Source organism: Nannocystis bainbridge, assembly GCF_028368995.1.
Classification (GTDB): domain Bacteria; phylum Myxococcota_A; class Polyangia; order Nannocystales; family Nannocystaceae; genus Nannocystis; species Nannocystis bainbridge.
Genome location: NZ_JAQNDL010000001.1, coordinates 2,540,508 through 2,557,647, shown reverse-complemented (window position 1 = coordinate 2,557,647; position 17,140 = coordinate 2,540,508). Strand labels below are relative to the sequence as shown.

Genomic DNA, 17,140 nt, shown 5'->3' with positions numbered 1-17,140 from the left:
GAATGCACGGGGGTGACCCGGGCTTCGCGGCCTTCGCGTGCGGCGGGCCAGGCGCGACGCGTCACACCGGTGCTCCGGCGTGCGCGACTCGCACCGGGCAGGAGCGGCGTGCGAACGGCGATCGCCGGCGAACGGCCGCGGGCGGCCGCGATCGCGGGCGCGCCGGGTCGCGCGAACGCGCTGATTGCTCATTGCTCGCACCGGGAAATGGATCATTGCATGGACATGCAGCCCGCGCGGGACAGTCGTCCGCGGACCGGAGAGGAAGCAGCGATGGAACCGATGCACCGCCAACCCCCCATGCGACGCGAACGCACCCCTTCGGCGCCGATCTTGCTACGCCGGCTGGCCCAGCAGGACAGCGATTTCGAGGTGCCGATCGATGTCGAGGTCGTGACACCGCCGCCGGCCGACGCCCCGGTCGATTTCCGTGAGCGGCTGGCGCTGGCGCTCGGGACCACCGAGGCGCGCCTGCTCGACGCCGCCGAGCGCGGTTACAAGGGCATCTGGTCGAGCGTGCGCGCCTATCTGGTCGACCGCCTCAGCAAGGCCGCCGAGCCCAGCCTGGCCGACCTGGCCGGCAGCCGCCACGAGGAGCTGCTCCGCGCCTATTGCGGGGACGAGCGCCTGGTGTGGTCGATCGCGGTCAGCGAGGCCGAGGTGATGGTGTTCGACCTGCCGCGCGAGTCGTCGCGGGCCGCCGCCATCGCCGCGCGCCTGTTCCCCGACGACCCAGATCTGCTGGTGTAAAGATAGGTCCTTCGGGACAGGTCCTACCATTGTAAAAATTACATCAAGATCTCACCGCGGGGCTGCAGCAGCGGCGGGATGTCCTTCTGACCCAGCATCTCGCGCAGGTCGACCTCGATGGCGCGGGCGATGGCGGTGATCGGGACATCGTTGGGGCCGCCCTCGAACGGGTTCTCCGAGCTCTCGCCGATCTTGTCCATGGTGTGGAACACCCACGCGACGACGACGCCGGCCGGGATCGTCAGCCACACGAATTCGTCGCCGAGCTTCTGGAACTCCTGCAGCAGGCCGAGCGGGACCAGGATGATGAACAGCCACACGAACAGCAGGTTCAGGGTGGCGAACTGGCGCGGGTATGGGAAGTTCTTGATCCGCTCGCACTTGCCCTGGTGCTCGTAGAGCTCGACCAGCGCCTCGGTGAGGGCGACGTGGCGGTAGTCGGACAGGAGGCCGCGCTCGCGCAGGGCCCGGAGCGCGTGCGACTGCTGCGCCAGCAGCTGCGCGGCCGGGTTCTTGGTCCCGAGGATCGCGGCGCAGTCGGTCGGGGTCAGCAGCTTGCCGAGCTCGATGCCGAGGTAGTCGCTGTCGCGCTCGGGGATCTGGTAGTGCCGACGGTACTCGGCGTTGTGGATCAGGCCGATGTTCTCCCATGCCCGCGGCTCGCGCAGCTGAAACCGCAGGGCGGTCAGCCAGGCGATGTGGCGGGCGACGAGGCCGTCGCGCACGGCCCGGAGGTCGAGGGAGGGATCTGCATCACCTGGCTCTTGGAGCAGGTAGTCGCAGGCCATGATGGTGAACGAGCGGCTGGTGTTGACGATGCCGCCCCAGATCTGCCGGGCCTCCCACAGCCGCCCGTAAGAGGCGTTGTTCTTGAAGCCGGTGATGAAGGCGACGGCGGTGCCGATGAGGGCGATCGGCAGCCAGGGGATGGTGAGCCAGTGCCAGCCGGCGCTGTAGAAGATGGTCGGTACGGTGGCGATGACGGCGAAGGCGAAGGTCTCGCGCCGGGTCCACAGGAGGACGTGTTTGAGGGGATAATGACGGCCCGCGTGCATCGATCGGCGTGGAGGCGGGACGGTATCACGGGGCCGGACATTGCAAGCCGGCGACGCGGACGACGACGGCGCCGCCGTCGAGGTAGGTGACGCCGGTGATCCCCGAGGGCGCGACCGCGAGGCCGATCGCGGGCGGGCCGCCGGTCTCAGCGGTGTGCACGGCGGTCACCGCGGTGTGCGGGGTGAGGTCGGCGCGGAACCATCGCAGCCGCAGATCGGAGGCGAGGCCGCTGCAGTCCTCCGCGGCAGGCGCTTCGGCGTCGCCGCACTCGGCCCAGGCGACGGCGAGGTTGCCCGACGCGTCGCTGCCGAGGTCGATGAACGGGGCGTGCATCCGCGGCGTGTCGGCGACCGGGACGATCGCGCCGGGGACGTCGGCGAGGTCGAAGGTCTGCAAGGAGACGCGAGCGTCGACGCCGACACCGCCGATCACGATCTGCAGATCGGGTGTCACCGCGAGGCCGCTCCACGGGCTGGCGCTGCCCGCGAGGGCGATCCCGCCGGTCCGGAGGTCGCTGGCGACGACGGGGCCAGAGGTGCCGTCGACGGCGAAGCGGCGGTAGACGATGGCGCCGCCGGGATCGCCCCAGGCGACCACGAAGCCGCCGTCGGGCCAGGCGGCGACGCTGGGCGCCCCGGGGACGCCGAGCGCGTGCTCGCTGATCGGAAGCTCGGGCGGGGCGGTGGGATCGAAGTTGGCGAGCCGGCGCACGAAGATGTGGGCGAGGTCGGACTCGAATTCGTCGACGTAGGCGAGGGTCAGCCGGCCGACGTCGTCGAGGGCGATCGCCGGCGACACCTGCGCCGGGCCGGTGACGTCGAGCGCGTTGAGGCCGGGCTCGGCGACGCCGGCGACGACGCCGCGCACGAGGATGTCGCCCGCGTTGGCGCCGATCTCCCACGCGAGCGCCAGATCGCCGCCCGGGGCCACGGCGATCACCGGATCGCGGACGAGCTGGGTCGGCGGATCGGCGAGGTCGAGCGGCTCGCCGACGAGGCTGCCGTCGGCGCCGACGGTCTGGACGTCGAGGCGATCGATCGGCCCTTCGACGCGCCACGCGACCGAGAAGGTGCCGCCGGCGTCGACGCCGATGGCCCGCGGGGCGTCGTCGCTCTGGGCGACGCTACCTTCGCTGGCGGCGATCACCGGCGGGCCGAGCGGGCCGACGTACAGCGCCCCGTCGCCGCAGGCGGGCTTGTGACAGTCGGGTCGACAGGCGTCCGGCTCGCCCGGGTGGTTGTCGGGCCCGTCGTCGCACTGCTCGACGCCGCGCTGGACCACGCCGTCGCCGCAAGCGGCGAGGGTGCAGTCGTTGCGGCAGGCGTCGCCGTCGTCGCGGTTACCGTCGTCGCACGGCTCGCCCGGATCGAGCTGGCCGTCGCCGCAGATGGGCAGGGGCTCGCCGGTGGAAGTCGTGGTCGTGGTGCTCGAGGTGGGCTCGTCCGCGGTGGTGGCGGTCGAGGTGCTCGAGGTCGAGGTCGTCGACGGGGAGCCGCTGGTGTGCAGGCCGCCGTCGCTGAAGCAGGCCGCGGCGGCGCAGGCGAGGACCAGCGCTCCAGCTCCGGCGATCGCCCGGGTCGACATGCGAATCAGTCTACCGCGGTCCGCCCCGCGTGTCTGCGGGCGCGCACGTGTGGCGAGAGGGACATGTTCTTTGGGGCATGTGGGCCGCAGGCTCGGCGGCTCGTGAGGTCAGGCGGGGCCGTGGGGCGTCGAAGTCAGCAGCGAGCGCCACGTTATGCCCTTTAAGACATGTCTATCGGCGCATGTTCCATGCGACATGTCCACGAGAACATGTCATGGAGGACATTGCACCGGGGACATGTTGAGGAGGACCTTGTTGTCCTCGACGCGGGCGACCGCGGCGGCGCCGGTGGCGGCGACGGCGAGCGACAGCGGGTGGGGCATGCCCTCGCGGGTGGTGACCACGGCGGCCGGGCCCTGCGGGGTCAGGTCGGCGTAGAACCACCGGAACGAGGACACCGAGGCCAGGTCGGCGCAATTCGGCTCGACCTCCTCGGGCCCGCCGCAGGTCGACCAGGCGACGGCGAGGTTGCCCCACGGGTCGCTGGCGACGTCGACGAAGGGGATGTACAAAGCGTCCAGGTCGTCGACCTGGACGCGGCCGCGGGCGAGGTCGCCGGGGTCGAACTGCTGCAGCACGAGCCTGTCGTCGGGGTCGCGGCCGGCGATCACGGCGGTCCCGGTGGTCGGCTGGAAGGCGGCGCCGATCCACGGCAGGGCGCTGTTGCTGGTGCCGCCGCCGACGTGGAGGCCGGTGGGGACCAGCGGCCCGGCGACCAGGTCGGGGGTGAAGCGGCGATAGACGATCGCGCCCTCGGGGTCGCTCCAGGCCACCAGGAAGCTGCCGTCGGGGTGGACCGCGATCGTCGGCGAGCCGGCGGCGCCCGCGGTGTGCTCGCTGATCGCCTGCTCGTCCGGGCTCCCGGACTCGGTGAACAGCGGGAAGCGGCGCAGGTAGATCTGGGTCGTCTGCTTGGTGCCGCCGGCGCGGTAGGCCGCGATCAGGGCGCCGGACGGATCGAGGGCGAGCGCGGGCGAGGCGGCGACGCGGTTGGTGAGCTTGAAGGCGGGCGCGAGCTCGTCGGCCGCGACGCCGCGGACCAGCAGCTGCGGATCCTCGAACTGCGACTGCCAGGCGACCGCGAAGTCGCCGTTCGGCAGGGCCGCGACGACGGGGTCGCGGACCTGCAGGAACGGCTGCTCGACCAGCTCGATCACCTCGCCGAGCGGCTCGCCGGACGGATCGACGCGGCGGGCCTGGACCCTGGCGACGATGTTGGTGACGCGCCAGGCGACGACGAAGCTGCCGTCGGCGGCGGCGCCGAGGATCCGCGGGGCGTCGTCGCCGTCGCCGATCGCCTCCTCGCCGGTGGGCACCTCGATGTCGGGGCCGAGCGGGCCGACGTAGAGGCCGCCGTCGCCGCACGCGGGCAGCTCGCAGGTCGGCCTGCAGGTGTCGGGCGCGGTCGGATGGTTGGCCGCGCCCTGGTCGCAGGCCTCGACGCCGAGCCACACCTCGCCGTCGCCGCAGCCGGCCGCGACGCAGGTCGCGAGGCAGGCGTCGCCGTCGTCGCGATTGCCGTCGTCGCAGTCCTCGTCGGGGTCGACGACGCCGTCGCCGCACACCGGCGCCGGCTCGCCGGTGGTGCTGGTGGTGGTCGCGGGCGGCTCGGGGCCGGTGGTGCCGGTGGTGGTCGTGGTGCTGGTGGCGTCGGCGTCGGTGGTGAGCGCGGTGGCGCCGGCCGGGTGGTAGCCGTCGTCGCTGAAGCAGGCGGGCGCGAGCGCGAGGGCGGCCAGCAAGACGGCCGGCGAGCTGCTCGGTGGGCTCGCTCGCCGGCGCGGCCGCGTGCGCGTGCGGGGCAGGGCGGGCTGCGGGGCGCCCGGCGGGTCGGCTTCACGGCGCGACGGGGGCGCTGCGGCGGACTGCGGCGCGCACGGCCGGGCGGCGACGATACGGGCGCTCATCCCGGCACTTTACTCCGAGCCGCGCGCGGGCTGGCGTGCGACTCGCGTGTGGTCGCGCGCGTTCACCGACGCGGGTCGGGCGACCGCCCACGCCGCGAGCGAGCGGCATGACATGTTTGAATGGACATGTCCAAAGCGACATGTCTGAAGTGCCACATAAAAAAGCCCGCGGCGCGGCCGCGGGCTGCGAGGTCGATCGCCGCCCGCGGGCGGGTGGCGGCCGGCGAGCCGGGCGAGCGCTCAGGAAGCCGAGCCTGCGCCGATCTGCGAGACGGCGGCCTTGACCTCGTCGTAGTTGGGCTCGACGCCGGGGTTGGGGGCGACCCACGCGTAGCGGACCACGCCCTCGGGGTCGATCACGAACACCGAGCGCTTGGCGGCGGTGTAGCCGGGCATGCCGGCGAAGTCGTCGTGGGCGACGCCGAAGGCGCGCACGGCCTCGCGGGCGTAGTCGGACAGCAGCGGGAAGTTGAGGCCGTTGCGCTCGGCGAACGCCTTGTTGGAGAACGGCGCGTCGACCGAGACGCCGAACACGGCGGCGTTGAGGTCGTTGAGGGCGGTCAGCGAGTCACGGAAGGAGCACAGCTCCTTCTCGCAGACGGCGGTGAAGGCGGCCGGGAAGAACGCGAGCACGACGGTCTTGCCGCGCTGGGCGGCGAGGGTGACGCGCTGCTTGGCGTTGTCGAAGAGATCGAAGGTGGGGGCGGGGCTGCCGACGGCGACGGTCATGGGGACGCTCCTTGGAGTCAAGGCTAGTACCCGCGGGCGGGGCCGCCCGCAAGGGCCGGTCGGAACCCGGACGTCGGCGCGCGGGCGCGGACGATGTTGCAGTGATATGCTGGCGCCCATGTTCGCAGGTTCGACCGCGGCGCTGGTCTCCGTCCTGTGCGGACTGCCGCTCGGCGCGGGGGCGCCGCGGCCGGTGCCGATCGTCGGCGGCGAGGAGGTGCCGGTCGACGAGTGGACGTCGGTGGTGGCGATCCTCAGCCAGGACACGATCACGACCGCGAGCCTGTGCACCGGCACGCTGGTGGCCCCGCGGGTGGTGCTGACGGCGGCTCACTGCCTCACCCACGAGCCGAAGCTCGAGGAGATGGCGGTGGTCTTCGGCGACTCGATCTACACCCAGGACGAGCGGCGCATCGCCGGGGTCGAGCGCTACGGCACCTACCCGACGGCCTGCGTCGAGAACTGCAAGTCGGACGCGTGGGACTTCGGCTACGTGATCCTGGCCCAGGACGTGTATGGGGTCCCCCTGGTGCCGCCGCTCACCACGCAAGAGGAGTGGGACGAGACGATGCACGTCGGCGACGAGATCCACGTCGTCGGCTTCGGGGTCGTGCGCGACGCCGAGGACGACCCGCTGCAGACCACCGCCGACGTCGGTCACAAGCGGATCATGACCACGCCGATCGACACGTTCAGCAAGAGCCGGCGCGAGTTCCGGGCCGGCGGCGAGGGCCAGGACGCGTGCGGCGGCGACTCGGGCGGGCCGGCGTTCGTGCGCCTGGCGAGCGGCGCGTACCGGCTGGCGGGCGTGACGTCCCGCGGGGTCCGCCCGTGCGGCACCGGCGACAGCGTGTACGGGGTGCCGTACCCGATCCTGACCTGGCTGCGCGAAGAGACAGGTGCCGACCTGCTGCCGAGCGACTGCCCCGACGGTGACTGTCTGGTGATGTCCGAGCCCGCCGAGGGCTGTGCGATCTCGCGCGAGGGCCAGGGCGAGGCGCTGGCGTGGGCGCTGCCGCTGCTGGTGTTCGCGCGGCGCAGGCGGCAGACTCGGTCTCCTCGCCGATGAAGCCCGAGCCGTCCCGCGCCGTGGAGAATGCCGCCGAGCGGCGGCGGTTCGAGGAGCAAGTGGCGTGGAAAGAGGTCGACCAACTGCACGCGGCGACGCTGCAGTTCGCCGGCAAGTGCCTCGAGCTGAAGAAGCTGTGCGTGGCCCTGTGCGCGGCGCTGGTGGTGTGGCTGGCCGACAAGGACCTGCGCTTCATCGAGTGCGCGGTGCTGGGCCTGGCGCTGCTGGCGTTCTTCTGGCTGGCCGACGCGCAGAACTACTACTACCAGCGCAAGACCCGGCGCGGGATCGCGGCGGCGCTCGTCAGGGCCCGGCTGGCGCGCGGGCTCGGCAACTCGGTGTCGCCGCTCGGCATCGAGAAGGACGCCGTCGGCTCGGTGCTGTCGAGCCTGCTCAACACGTCGCAGCTGTTCTACTTCTACATCGGCGTGGCCGTGCTCGTGGCCCTGGCGCTGACGCACCATGCTTAACCCGCTCCGCCGGTTCGACCGCCGGCGCACGTTCATCAGCTACGCGGTCCGCGACCTGCCGCTGTCGCTAGCGCACCTCGAGCGGCTGCGCGCGTGCGACGAATTCGTGTTCCTCGACTATCCGCAGCGGTGGTCGACCTCGGCGCAGCGCACGATCGCCGAATGGGTCCGCTCGGCCGACCGCCTGCTCTACGTGGCCACGCCGCACAGCCGACTGTCACGATGGGTGCGGCTCGAGGTGGCGACGGCGCGCCGCTGCGGCGTGCCGGTCGAGCGGTTGGCGCTGCTGTGAGCGCGCCTCAGGACTTGCGGAGGTGGCTCTCGAGGTCGCCGAGGTAGCGCCGGGTCGCGCCCTCGAAGCCGAACAGGGTGCCGACGACGAAGCGCAGGGCCGGGTTGGGCACGTCGCCGACTTCGGTGAGGGTGAGGCGCGTGCCGCCGCCCTCGGCCGGGGCGAACTGGAAGATCCACCGGCCCGAGAAGGCGCGGCCGACGTCGGCGATCACGATGCTGATGCGCTCGTCGGCGATGTCCTCGGCGACCTCGAAGGTGTTCACGCCGTCGTCGCCGATCTCGCGGTAGACGCGGTTGTCACCCTGGTCGGGCAGGAGCTCGACGCGCTGGAGGTCGGAGCGCCAGCTCGGCTGCGACTCGATGTCGCGCACCGCGGCGTAGACGACCGCGGGCGCGGCCGGCAGCACCACGGTCTCCATGGCGATGTGCTCGCGCGGCGTGAACGAGCCGCAGAAGGGGACGAGCACCAGCACGCCGAGGACGCAGAGGACGACGGTGAGGGCGCGGCGGGACATCGACCCCGGCAATAGCCCGCGGTCCGGGCGGCCGTCAAGACGTGGCGTTTGAGACAGGTCTGCGCCCTCAGTTGGGCTTGGGCGCGTCGACCGGCAGCTTGGGCGGCGGGGGCCGGATCTGGCTGCTGATGTCGCCGAGGTCGATCTCGACGGCGCCGAGGCCGTCGAGCGCGATCTTGAAGCTCATGCCGGCGTCGCCATCGAACAGCAGGCGAGCGCCGAGCTGCGCGGTGGCGACGAGCGGGACCGGGTGGCCGGCGCTGCTGAGCAGGTGGCGGCCGCTGGTGGCTGTGACCCGGACGGTGCGGGCCGGGCTCGGCGAGCCGGGCTCGATCGCCAGGTCGAGCCCGCGGGCCTGCCAGGCGATCCATGTCTCTCGGGACAGGTTGATGCGGCCGCCGGTGACGCGCTGGCCGACGCACTCGAACACCGGGGAGCTGCCGCTGGCGCCATAACGCACGGTGAGGAGGCCGTCCGGCAGCGTCACGGGGACGAACGACGCGATCAGCGGACGGGTGCTGCGGACGAGGTTCAATCGGGTCGACATCGGCGCATATGGGTGGCGCGACGAGGTCGATCGGATCATGCAGATCCGACATCGGCGGGTTTATTTTCGCCGCGCGGGGCCGGCGGCTCGGATCCGTACGAGCAGCTGGCGCAGCTCGCGGGCCATCGGGTCGTCGTCGCGCAGCAGCGCGAGCGCGCGGCGACAGTGGGCCTCGGCCTCGCGCCTGGCGCCGCGCCCGAGATCGAGCTCGGCGGCGGTGCCATGGGCGTAAGCGGCGACGTCCGCGGCGACGCCCGCGAGGTCGGCGAGCGCGTGCCGCATGGCGTCGAGGGCGCCCGGCAGGTCGCCGAGCTGACGGCGCGCGGCCGCGAGCCCGACGCGCATGGCGACCGCGTTGTCGCGCGTCTCCGGCAGCGCGGGGCCGGCGGCGACCAGCGCGAGGCCGACCTCGTAGTGACGCACGGCGGCGCGATCGTCTGTCCCGAGGGACAGGTCACCGCGGAGCTTGGCGAGCGCGATCCGGTCGGCGCGACCGGCCAGCGGATCGACGACCTCGGCGAAGGCCGAGGCGGCGCGATCGGCGGCCGCGCGCGCGGCGGCGAGGTCGTCGCGGGTGTAGTGGACGACGGCGAGGTCGAGCTCGAGGCTGGCGCGCTCGCGGGCGTCGGGGTCGTCGGCGGCGACGGCCAGGGCGGCGCGCAGGTTGGCTTCGGCCTCGGCGTACTGACCGGCGGCGAGCTGATAGCGGGCCAGGCTCTGGCGGGTGTCGGCGACGCCGCGCGAGTCCGGGCCCTCGCGGCGCAGCTGCAGGCTCAGCGCCTGGCGGGCCAGATCGACGGCCGGCAGCGACTGCCCGCGCTGGTGGGCCTGCTCTGCGTGGTGTCGCAAGATCCGTGCGGCCAGCGCCTCGTCGGCCTTGCCTTGTTGCAGCGCGCGGGCCAGGCGGGCGTGGGCTGCGTCGAGGTCGCCGCGGCGCAGCTCGGCCCACGCCGCCGACAGCTGCAGGTCGATCATGCGCGGCCCGGTCGCCTGGCCGATGCGGTAGAGCGCGCTCTCGGCGTGCGGCAGCAGCAGCAGCGCGTGCTCGGGGTCGGGGTCGCGGGCCGCGTCGACGAACACCAGCCAGCGCCAGGCGTCGGCGGCCAGGAAATCGTCGCCCACGGCCCCGGCGTCGCTGGCCGCGGTCTCGAAGCGGCGGCGCGCGCCGGTCTCGTCGCCGCGGTGCATGGCGGCGACGCCGAGCGCGAGGTCGGCCCGGGCCTGGCGCCAGCGATCACCGGCCTGCTCGGCGCGCACGCGGGCCGGGTGCAGGCGCGCCGCCGCGGCCGCCGGGTCGCCCGCGAGCGCGAGCGCGGCGCCCAGGTGCAGCTGTTCTTCGAGCCATGTCGTTTCGGACAGGTCGACATGGACCGGCGGATCGACGGTGAAGGCCAGGCGGCGCGGGTCGACGCAGTCGGCGGCCGGCGGCAGCGCGCGGTCCCACAGGGCCAGGCGGCCGTCCCAGCCGGGCTTCGGTGCGCCCTCGGGGCCCGCGGGCGCGGCCACCAGCGCGGACGCGACCGCGCGCAGCGCCTGCTCGCGCTCGTCGAGGCAGGTCGCCGCGCGGGCGCGGGCGAGCTCGTCGCGGGTCCGGCAGGCCTGGGCGCTGGCGTCGGCCCACTCGAGGACATGTTCCGAGAACCATGTCTCTACGGACATGACCGAATGGCCAGACTCTCGCAGGGCCGCGCGCTGGTCGGCCGGCCACAGCGCGTCGGCGAGGGCGGCCGGTTCGGCGCAGGCCTCGGCCGGGCCGAGGGTCTGGAGCGCCGCGCCGAGCCCGGCCCCGACGGTCGCGGCGAGGGCCACGAGCGCCAGCGGCCGGCGGCGGCGCGGCTGCAGGCCGGCGGTCAGCTCGGCCAGCAGCGCGTCCATGGTCGGGAACCGGCCCTCGCGGTCGAGCGCCAGGCCGCGGCGGAGCAGCGCGAGCAGCCACGGCGGCACCGTCTTCGGCTGCGGGGCCGAGCGGCGCCAGTCGGGCAGCTCGCCGAACAGGGCCTCCCACAGCGCGACGCAGAACGAGTACTGGTCGCTGCGCGCGTCGACCGTCGCGCCGGTGTCGTAGACCTCGGGCGCCATGTAGCGCGGCGTGCCGGCGCGGCTCGTCAGCACGAACTCGGGGCCCGAGGGCTCGTCGCCGTCGACCGTCGCCGCGATGTCGCGGCTCGAGTCGCGCATGCGCGCGAGGCCGAAGTCGATCAGGCGCACGCGACCCTCGCCGTCGACCAGGATGTTGCTCGGCTTGAAGTCGCGGTGCAGCAGCCCCTGGTGATGCGCCGCCGCCAGCCCGTGGCCGGCCTGCAGGTACATCTGGACGATCTCCCGCCAGCCGCGCGGCGCCTCCGTCAGCCATCTGCGGAGGGTGACGCCCTCCACCAGCTCCATGGCGATGAAGAGGTTCTCGCCCTCCTCGCCGATCTCGTACACGCGGACCACGTGGGGGTGGTCGACCTGGGCCAGGCTCTGGGCCTCGCGGACGATGCGGGCGCGCGCGACCTCGTCGAGGCTGCGGGTCGGGATCTTGATGGCGACCCGGCGGGCCAGCTTGTGGCTCCACGCGGCGAACACCACGCCCATGCCGCCCTCGCCGAGGCGCCGCTCGAGCGTGAAGTCGCCGATCTCGTCGCCGGTGGCGGGGCCGCGGCTGCGCCGGGTGCCGCCGGGCTCGCCCGCGGCCTCGGTGCTAAGGAACGAGCCACCGTCGGTCTCGCGCGTCGGGTCGGGCGGCGACGGCGCGGACAACCGGTCGGCGCCGAGAGTGTCGGCGTCGCCGTCGATCCCGGGCTGGACGGGCATGACCCTCATGAGCGACCGCGAGGGGGCTCGCGGATCACCGGCGCGTCACGCGGGCCTGCGGGCGGGCGAGGGCGCGCACGCGTGGGCGGCGCTGCGGGCGCTGTGAGATGTCCCGGAGGACAGGTTGTGGCCGCGCGCCGCAGCGTCCGCGTCTGCCTGTCCCGGAGGACAGGTCAGGTGTGCTCGCGGGTCGAGCTGAAGCGGAGGTCGGGGAAGCGCTCCTCGACCTTGGCCAGGTTCCACTTGTTGGGCGCGAGGTAGGCCAGGTCGCCGTGGCTGTCGTGGGCCAGGTTGCCCTGGTTCTTGTGCAGGAAGCCCTCGAGCAGCTTCTGCACCTCGATCTTGCTCTTCGTGGTCGGCTTCGGCGTGACCCACCGGGCGGTCGTGTAATCGACGCTCTCGTAGTCGGCGTCGACGTCGTACTCGCTCTTGAGGCGGTGCTTCATCACCTCGAGCTGGAGCTGGCCGACGGCGCCGACGACGAACATGCTGCCGACGAGCGGCTTGAACACCTGGATCGCGCCCTCCTCGGCGAGCTGGTGCAGGCCCTTGGCCAGGGCCTTGGCCTTGAGCGGGCTCTTGAGCAGGACGCGGCGGAACAGCTCGGGGGCGAAGCTGGGGATGCCGGTGAAGCGCAGCTGCTCGCCGGCGGTGAAGGTGTCGCCGATCTTGATGGTGCCGTGGTTGGGCAGGCCGATGATGTCGCCGGCGTAGGCGGCCTCGACGATCTCGCGGTCGCGGGCCATGAACATGGTCGCGTTGCCGAGCCCGACCTCGCGGCCGAGGCGGCAGTGGAAGGCCCGCATGCCGCGCTCGAACACGCCGGAGCAGACGCGCAGGAAGGCCATGCGGTCGCGGTGGTTCGGGTCCATGTTCGCCTGGATCTTGAACACGAAGCCGGAGAACGGCGCCTCCGTGGGCTCGACCGCGCGGGTCGGCACCGACTCGCCGGGCGCGGGCGCGGTGGCGGCGGCCGGGCCGGTGACCGCCTCGCGCGACAGCGGGCCGGGGGCGAGGCGGATGTACGCCTCGAGCAGCTCGCGCACGCCGAAGTTGTTCATCGCCGAGCCGAACAGCAGCGGGGTCTGCTTGCCGGCGAGGAAGGCGTCGCGGTCGAGCGGCGCGCCGGCCTCGACCAGCAGCTCGGCGGCCTGGCGCAGCTCCTCGACCTGGTCGCCGAGCAGCTCGTCGAGCCGCGGGTCGTGAAGACCCTCGACCAGGATGCCCTGCTGGATCTTGTCGTGGCCCTGGGCGTGGAACAGGTGCAGGCGGTTGTGGATCAGGTCGTAGACGCCCTTGAAGCGCTTGCCCATGCCGATCGGCCAGGTCAGCGGGGCGCACGCCATGCCGAGCTTCTTCTCGACGTCGTTCATCAGATCGAGCGGGTCGAGGCACTCGCGGTCGAGCTTGTTGATGAAGGTGACGACCGGGGTGTCGCGCAGGCGGCAGATCTCGATCAGCTTCTCGGTCCGCTCCTCGACGCCCTTGGCGCCGTCGATCACCATCAGCGCGGCGTCGACGGCCGTGAGCACGCGGTAGGTGTCCTCGCCGAAGTCGGCGTGGCCGGGCGTGTCGAGCAGGTTGACCTGCACCGGCGGCGCGTCGGCCGGCAGCTCGGGGTGCGGGTACTCGAAGCTCATCACCGAGGTGGTGACGGAGATCCCGCGCTCGCGCTCCATCTCCATCCAGTCGGAGGTGGTGGCCCGCCCGGCCTTCTTGGCCCGCACGGCGCCCGCCAGCTGGATCGCGCCCGAGTACAGCAGGAGCTTCTCGGTCAGCGTGGTCTTGCCGGCGTCCGGGTGGCTGATGATCGCAAAGGTCCGACGACGGGCGACTTCGGCGGCGAGCTCGTTCACGGTCCGCGGGGAGGTAGCAGAGGTGAAGCATCACCGCCAGCCCCGCAGCGAGCGAGGTCGCGCACGGGGCGCGCCCGCACCGTCACCGCGGCGCTGCAGCGTGGAGCGCAGGCCCGAGGCGGTGCGCCTGCGCACCGCGGCGCGCGCGAGGCGTGGTCAGCTCAGGAGCGACAGGCCGCCCGAAGCGGCGGCCCGGCGGGGAGCGGTGAGGAATTGCGCGCCGGAAGTTCGCAGTGCGGCCCGGCGCGCGCGCGTTGAGGAAGTGGGCGCCGGAGGCTCTCGAAGCGCGGCTCGGCGGTGAAGAAGTGCGGGCCGGAGGCTCTCGAAGCGCGGCTCCTCGCGCGCGAGGGGATGCTCGCAGCGGCGGCCGGGCTGGACGCTCGAGGTGCCGCGTCGACGGAGCGAGCCGACGATGCGGGAGAACGCGCTCGCAGGGGCCGCTCTGCAGGACGCTCACTGCCGACGCTGTGAATGACTGTCCGATCGGACATGCCTTCAAAGACATGTAAGAAAGGGCATGTCGGAGAGGACATGTCCCGAGAGCTATTTCGACGGGATCGGGGCGGCGTACAGGCCGGGCGCGTCGCTGCGACTGACGGCGTAGATGAGGCCCTGGTCCGGGAAGTAGTGGTAGTTGTCGATGTCCTTGGCGAGGGTGGTGTAGAGCCCGGAGTCGGGGTCGAAGAGGACGATATCGGCGGGGCGGTAGTATTTTGAGGTGGAGAGGAAGGTGAGGTAGCGGTCGTCGTCGAGGCGGATGGCAGGGCCCATGCGTGGGGCGATCAGGGTGGCCTGGCCGGTGCGGTGGTCGAAGCGCCACAGCGTGCCCGCGTTGCCGTCCGGGTCGAGGACGAGGTAGTCGATGAAGTCGTCTTCGAGCGCGAAGGCCACCGGCAGCGGGGCGCCCGAGGGCCCGCGGTACCACTCGCGCAGGGCGCCGACGTCCGGGTTCCAGCGCGCCAGCGCGGCCTCGTCGCCGTCGTCGAACAGCAGGCTGAACTCGTCGGCGGGGGCGCCGAGCAGCCGCGAGTCGGCGGGCGGCTCGACCGCGGCGCCGTCAGCGGTGCGGACGACGGCGGCGACGAAGCGCTCGGGGCCGAAGAGCGCGGCGTGGCTGCCCGAGGCGTTGAACAGCCAGTTGCCGGTCGCGCCCTGATCCGGCAGCTCCAGGCGGTTCCACGACAGCTGGGCGAAGGTATTGACGGCGATCGGTAGATCCTCGCCACCCGCGAGGTCGCGGAGGAACACGGGCTCGCTGATGTCGTCGCCGATCTGCTGCCAGATCAGCCGGCGGGTGGCGGCGTGGAACCAGTGGCGGCGGACGCCGCCGAGCAGCAGCGCGGACTCGCCGATGCGGTCGTCGACGCGACGCAGGCTGCCGTCGTCGGAGAGGACGAGGATGTGATCGTCGGCGTACTGGGGGTTGACGATGGTCTTGCCGAGCTCGACGGCGGGGACGTCCGGGTCGCCGTGGTGGATGTACATCTCGTAGGTCCGGCCGCCGAGGCCGGCGACCCCGGAGAGGTTGGAGAGGCCTTCGGAGTCGCTGGTAAAGATCAGGCGGCGCGCGTCGCCCCATCCATGAAGCCGAATGTCGGGGAGGCCGAGGACGGGGCGCGGTTCGTCGAAGCCGGGGACGTCCAGGCGGTCGAGGACGAAGTAGCGTTCGTCCCGCTCGGCGTAGAGCACCCAGCCGGCGTCGGTCTCGATGCCGGTGAATCGGGACGCGGGTCCGTCGAGGAGGCTGAACCGCTCGGGCACGCCGCCGCAGCGGTCGAGCAAGAAATAGCTCCGGTCGGGGTCGTCGTAGGCGTCGAAGGTGTAGAGCAGGCGATCGCCGAAGGCCGAGAACGAGACGCGAGAGCCCGCTTCGAGGTTCCAGTCGCGCCCGGGGGCGGCCATGCGCGTCACCTGTTCGACGGGACAGGTCGAGGCCGGGGCCGGCTCGTCGGGGTCGCAGGCGAGCAGGCCGGCGACGGCGAGGATGAGGTGTCTATCGAGACATGTTTTTAAGGACATGACGGAAAGAGCATGTCAGTTCGTGGTCAGCGGCGCGGCCCACAGCCCGGGCTGGTCGCCGCGGCTGTCGAGGTAGAGGACGCCCTGGTCGGGCACGTGGACGAAGTCGTCGACGCGCTCGGCGACGGTGGTGTAGACGCGGGTGTCGGCGTCGAACACCAGCAGGTCCCAGGTCCACTTGATGTCGGCGCCGGCCTGCACCGGCTCGGCGTGCACGGCGGTGAAGTAGCGGCGGGCGTCGAGCTGCTGGTACTCGTGACCGATCCGCGGGGCCACTTCGGTCAGCTCGCCGGTGCCGAGGTCGACGCGCAGGAGGCTGCCGATCGCGGGGTCGGTCGGGTCGGCGAGGAAGAACTCGAGCGCATCGCCGACGCGCGCGCGCGCCTCGACGGTGGCGTCGGCCGGGCCGCGGTACCACACGCGCAGGTCGCCGTCCTGCGGGCGCCACAGCGCGAGCGCGAGGGTGTCGGTGTCGGGCATGACGAGCACGAGGTCGTCGCCGAGGGCGCCGCGCTGCTGGCGGTGCTCGGGCAGGGCGAGCGGCTCGCCGGTGTCGCTGCGCACGGCGGCGACGAAGGTGTCGTCGGGGCCGACGAGGGCGGCGGTCTGGCTGTCGGCGGTCCAGATCCATCGACCGACGGCGAGGCCCTGCTCGGGCATGCGGTTCCACGAGCGGGCGGCGAAGTCGTTGACGGCGATCTCGCGATCGACGCCGGGATCGACGACGGCCAGGCGGGCGCTGGCCTCGAGGTCGCGGAGGAACACCGGCTCGATAGCGTCGTCGCCGAGGGCCTGCCAGATCAGGTGGCGGCCGTCGGCGGCGAGGGTGAAGTAGCGGACCCCGGCCTGCAGCGGCTCGCTCTCGCGAGTGAACGGATCGACGCGGCGCAGCTCGCCGGCGTCGTCGAGGACCAGCAGCTGGCCGCCGTGCTGGGCGAGGCTGACGATGTCGTCGCCGAGGTGCAGCGCGGGCGCGTCGGGATCGCCGTCGTGGGTGTGCACGACGGCGGTGCCGCCGGCGACGCCGGCGGCCTGACGACCGGCGCCGGTGGGGCGATTGACGCGGGCGAACAGGGCGTAGCCGGCCTCGTGCGGGACGCCGCCGGGGGCGTCGTAGCCGGGCAGGTCGGCGATCGGGCGCGGGTCGTCGAAGCCGGGCACGTCGAGGCGATCGAGCAGGACGTGGCGGCCCTGCGCATCGACGGCGTAGACGAGGGCGCCGTCGGCCGTGTCGAGCGCGAACGGCAGGACGGTGCCGGGGGTGAAGGTGGTGAACCGCTGCGGGGCGCCGCCGCAGCGGTGCACGAGCCAGTAGCCGGGGTCGATGTCGCCGGCGCCGTCGAAGCTGTAGAGCAGGTGATCGCCGAGCTGCTTGAACGGGTAGACCCGCGCGGGCCCGGGCTGCCAGCCGTCGGGTGGAGCGGCCAGGCGCACCGGCTCGCGCAAGGGGCAGGCGGCGGCGAAGCTCTCCGGCGCGACCGCATCCTCGCCGCAGGCTGCGAGCAGCAGCGAGAGAGCGGCGAGGTGAGCGGGTCGGAGCGGCATGGCCT

At 72.9% G+C, this 17,140-nt stretch carries 14 protein-coding genes; 4 read left to right on the top strand and 10 right to left on the bottom strand.

Annotation, left to right across the window (positions count from 1 at the left end; genetic code table 11):
• Positions 1 to 300: 300 nt before the first annotated feature.
• Positions 301 to 750 (top strand): hypothetical protein, encoded by a 450-nt coding sequence (locus POL25_RS10025; protein ID WP_272085715.1) that lies wholly within the window; start codon positions 301 to 303, stop codon positions 748 to 750.
• 38 nt (positions 751 to 788) lie between these two features.
• On the opposite strand, the gene POL25_RS10020 is transcribed toward POL25_RS10025, so the two are convergent.
• From POL25_RS10020 to POL25_RS10005, 4 genes are all read right to left on the bottom strand, one after another.
• Positions 789 to 1,805 carry a bestrophin family protein gene (locus POL25_RS10020; protein WP_272085714.1) on the bottom strand — a complete coding sequence of 339 codons (1,017 nt, stop codon included), beginning with the start codon at positions 1,803 to 1,805 and terminating at the stop codon, positions 789 to 791.
• 25 nt (positions 1,806 to 1,830) lie between these two features.
• Entirely contained in the window at positions 1,831 to 3,390 is a 1,560-nt protein-coding gene (locus POL25_RS10015) for a DUF4215 domain-containing protein (protein WP_272085713.1), read from the bottom strand.
• Positions 3,391 to 3,603: 213 nt separating this feature from the next.
• A complete protein-coding gene (locus POL25_RS10010) occupies positions 3,604 to 5,295 on the bottom strand; it encodes a hypothetical protein (RefSeq protein ID WP_272085712.1) in 1,692 nt (563 codons plus the stop codon).
• A 240-nt stretch (positions 5,296 to 5,535) separates the two neighbouring features.
• The gene (locus tag POL25_RS10005; RefSeq protein WP_272085711.1) at positions 5,536 to 6,024 is read right to left on the bottom strand and encodes a redoxin domain-containing protein; all 489 of its coding nucleotides are present in this window, start codon (positions 6,022 to 6,024) and stop codon (positions 5,536 to 5,538) included.
• A gap of 118 nt (positions 6,025 to 6,142) precedes the next feature.
• Here POL25_RS10005 and POL25_RS10000 point away from each other — a divergent pair, with 118 nt between their 5' ends.
• Genes POL25_RS10000 through POL25_RS09990 form a run of 3 tightly spaced genes read left to right on the top strand, consistent with a single transcriptional unit; the run spans position 6,143 to position 7,855 of the window.
• On the top strand, positions 6,143 to 7,093 hold the full coding sequence (locus tag POL25_RS10000; RefSeq protein WP_272085710.1) for a S1 family peptidase: 951 nt from the start codon (positions 6,143 to 6,145) through the stop codon (positions 7,091 to 7,093).
• A 20-nt stretch (positions 7,094 to 7,113) separates the two neighbouring features.
• Positions 7,114 to 7,563, top strand: a complete 450-nt coding sequence (locus tag POL25_RS09995) for a hypothetical protein (protein ID WP_272085709.1) — start codon at positions 7,114 to 7,116, stop codon at positions 7,561 to 7,563.
• Positions 7,556 to 7,855, top strand: coding sequence for a TIR domain-containing protein (locus POL25_RS09990; RefSeq protein ID WP_272085707.1), 300 nt, complete (start codon positions 7,556 to 7,558; stop codon positions 7,853 to 7,855). Before POL25_RS09995 ends, POL25_RS09990 begins: the two co-directional genes overlap by 8 nt.
• Before the next feature lie 7 nt (positions 7,856 to 7,862).
• Here POL25_RS09990 and POL25_RS09985 read toward each other — a convergent pair whose 3' ends face one another.
• From POL25_RS09985 to POL25_RS09960, 6 genes are all read right to left on the bottom strand, one after another.
• On the bottom strand, positions 7,863 to 8,372 hold the full coding sequence (locus POL25_RS09985; protein ID WP_272085706.1) for an SRPBCC family protein: 510 nt from the start codon (positions 8,370 to 8,372) through the stop codon (positions 7,863 to 7,865).
• 67 nt (positions 8,373 to 8,439) lie between these two features.
• Positions 8,440 to 8,919, bottom strand: coding sequence for a hypothetical protein (locus tag POL25_RS09980; RefSeq protein WP_272085705.1), 480 nt, complete (start codon positions 8,917 to 8,919; stop codon positions 8,440 to 8,442).
• A gap of 60 nt (positions 8,920 to 8,979) precedes the next feature.
• Positions 8,980 to 11,715 carry a serine/threonine-protein kinase gene (locus tag POL25_RS09975; protein WP_272085704.1) on the bottom strand — a complete coding sequence of 912 codons (2,736 nt, stop codon included), beginning with the start codon at positions 11,713 to 11,715 and terminating at the stop codon, positions 8,980 to 8,982.
• 173 nt (positions 11,716 to 11,888) lie between these two features.
• Entirely contained in the window at positions 11,889 to 13,571 is a 1,683-nt protein-coding gene (locus POL25_RS09970; protein ID WP_272085703.1) for a peptide chain release factor 3, read from the bottom strand.
• A gap of 543 nt (positions 13,572 to 14,114) precedes the next feature.
• Positions 14,115 to 15,590, bottom strand: a complete 1,476-nt coding sequence (locus POL25_RS09965; protein ID WP_272085702.1) for an SMP-30/gluconolactonase/LRE family protein — start codon at positions 15,588 to 15,590, stop codon at positions 14,115 to 14,117.
• Between the two features lie 15 nt (positions 15,591 to 15,605).
• The gene (locus POL25_RS09960; protein WP_272085701.1) at positions 15,606 to 17,135 is read right to left on the bottom strand and encodes a hypothetical protein; all 1,530 of its coding nucleotides are present in this window, start codon (positions 17,133 to 17,135) and stop codon (positions 15,606 to 15,608) included.
• Positions 17,136 to 17,140 lie beyond the last annotated feature (5 nt).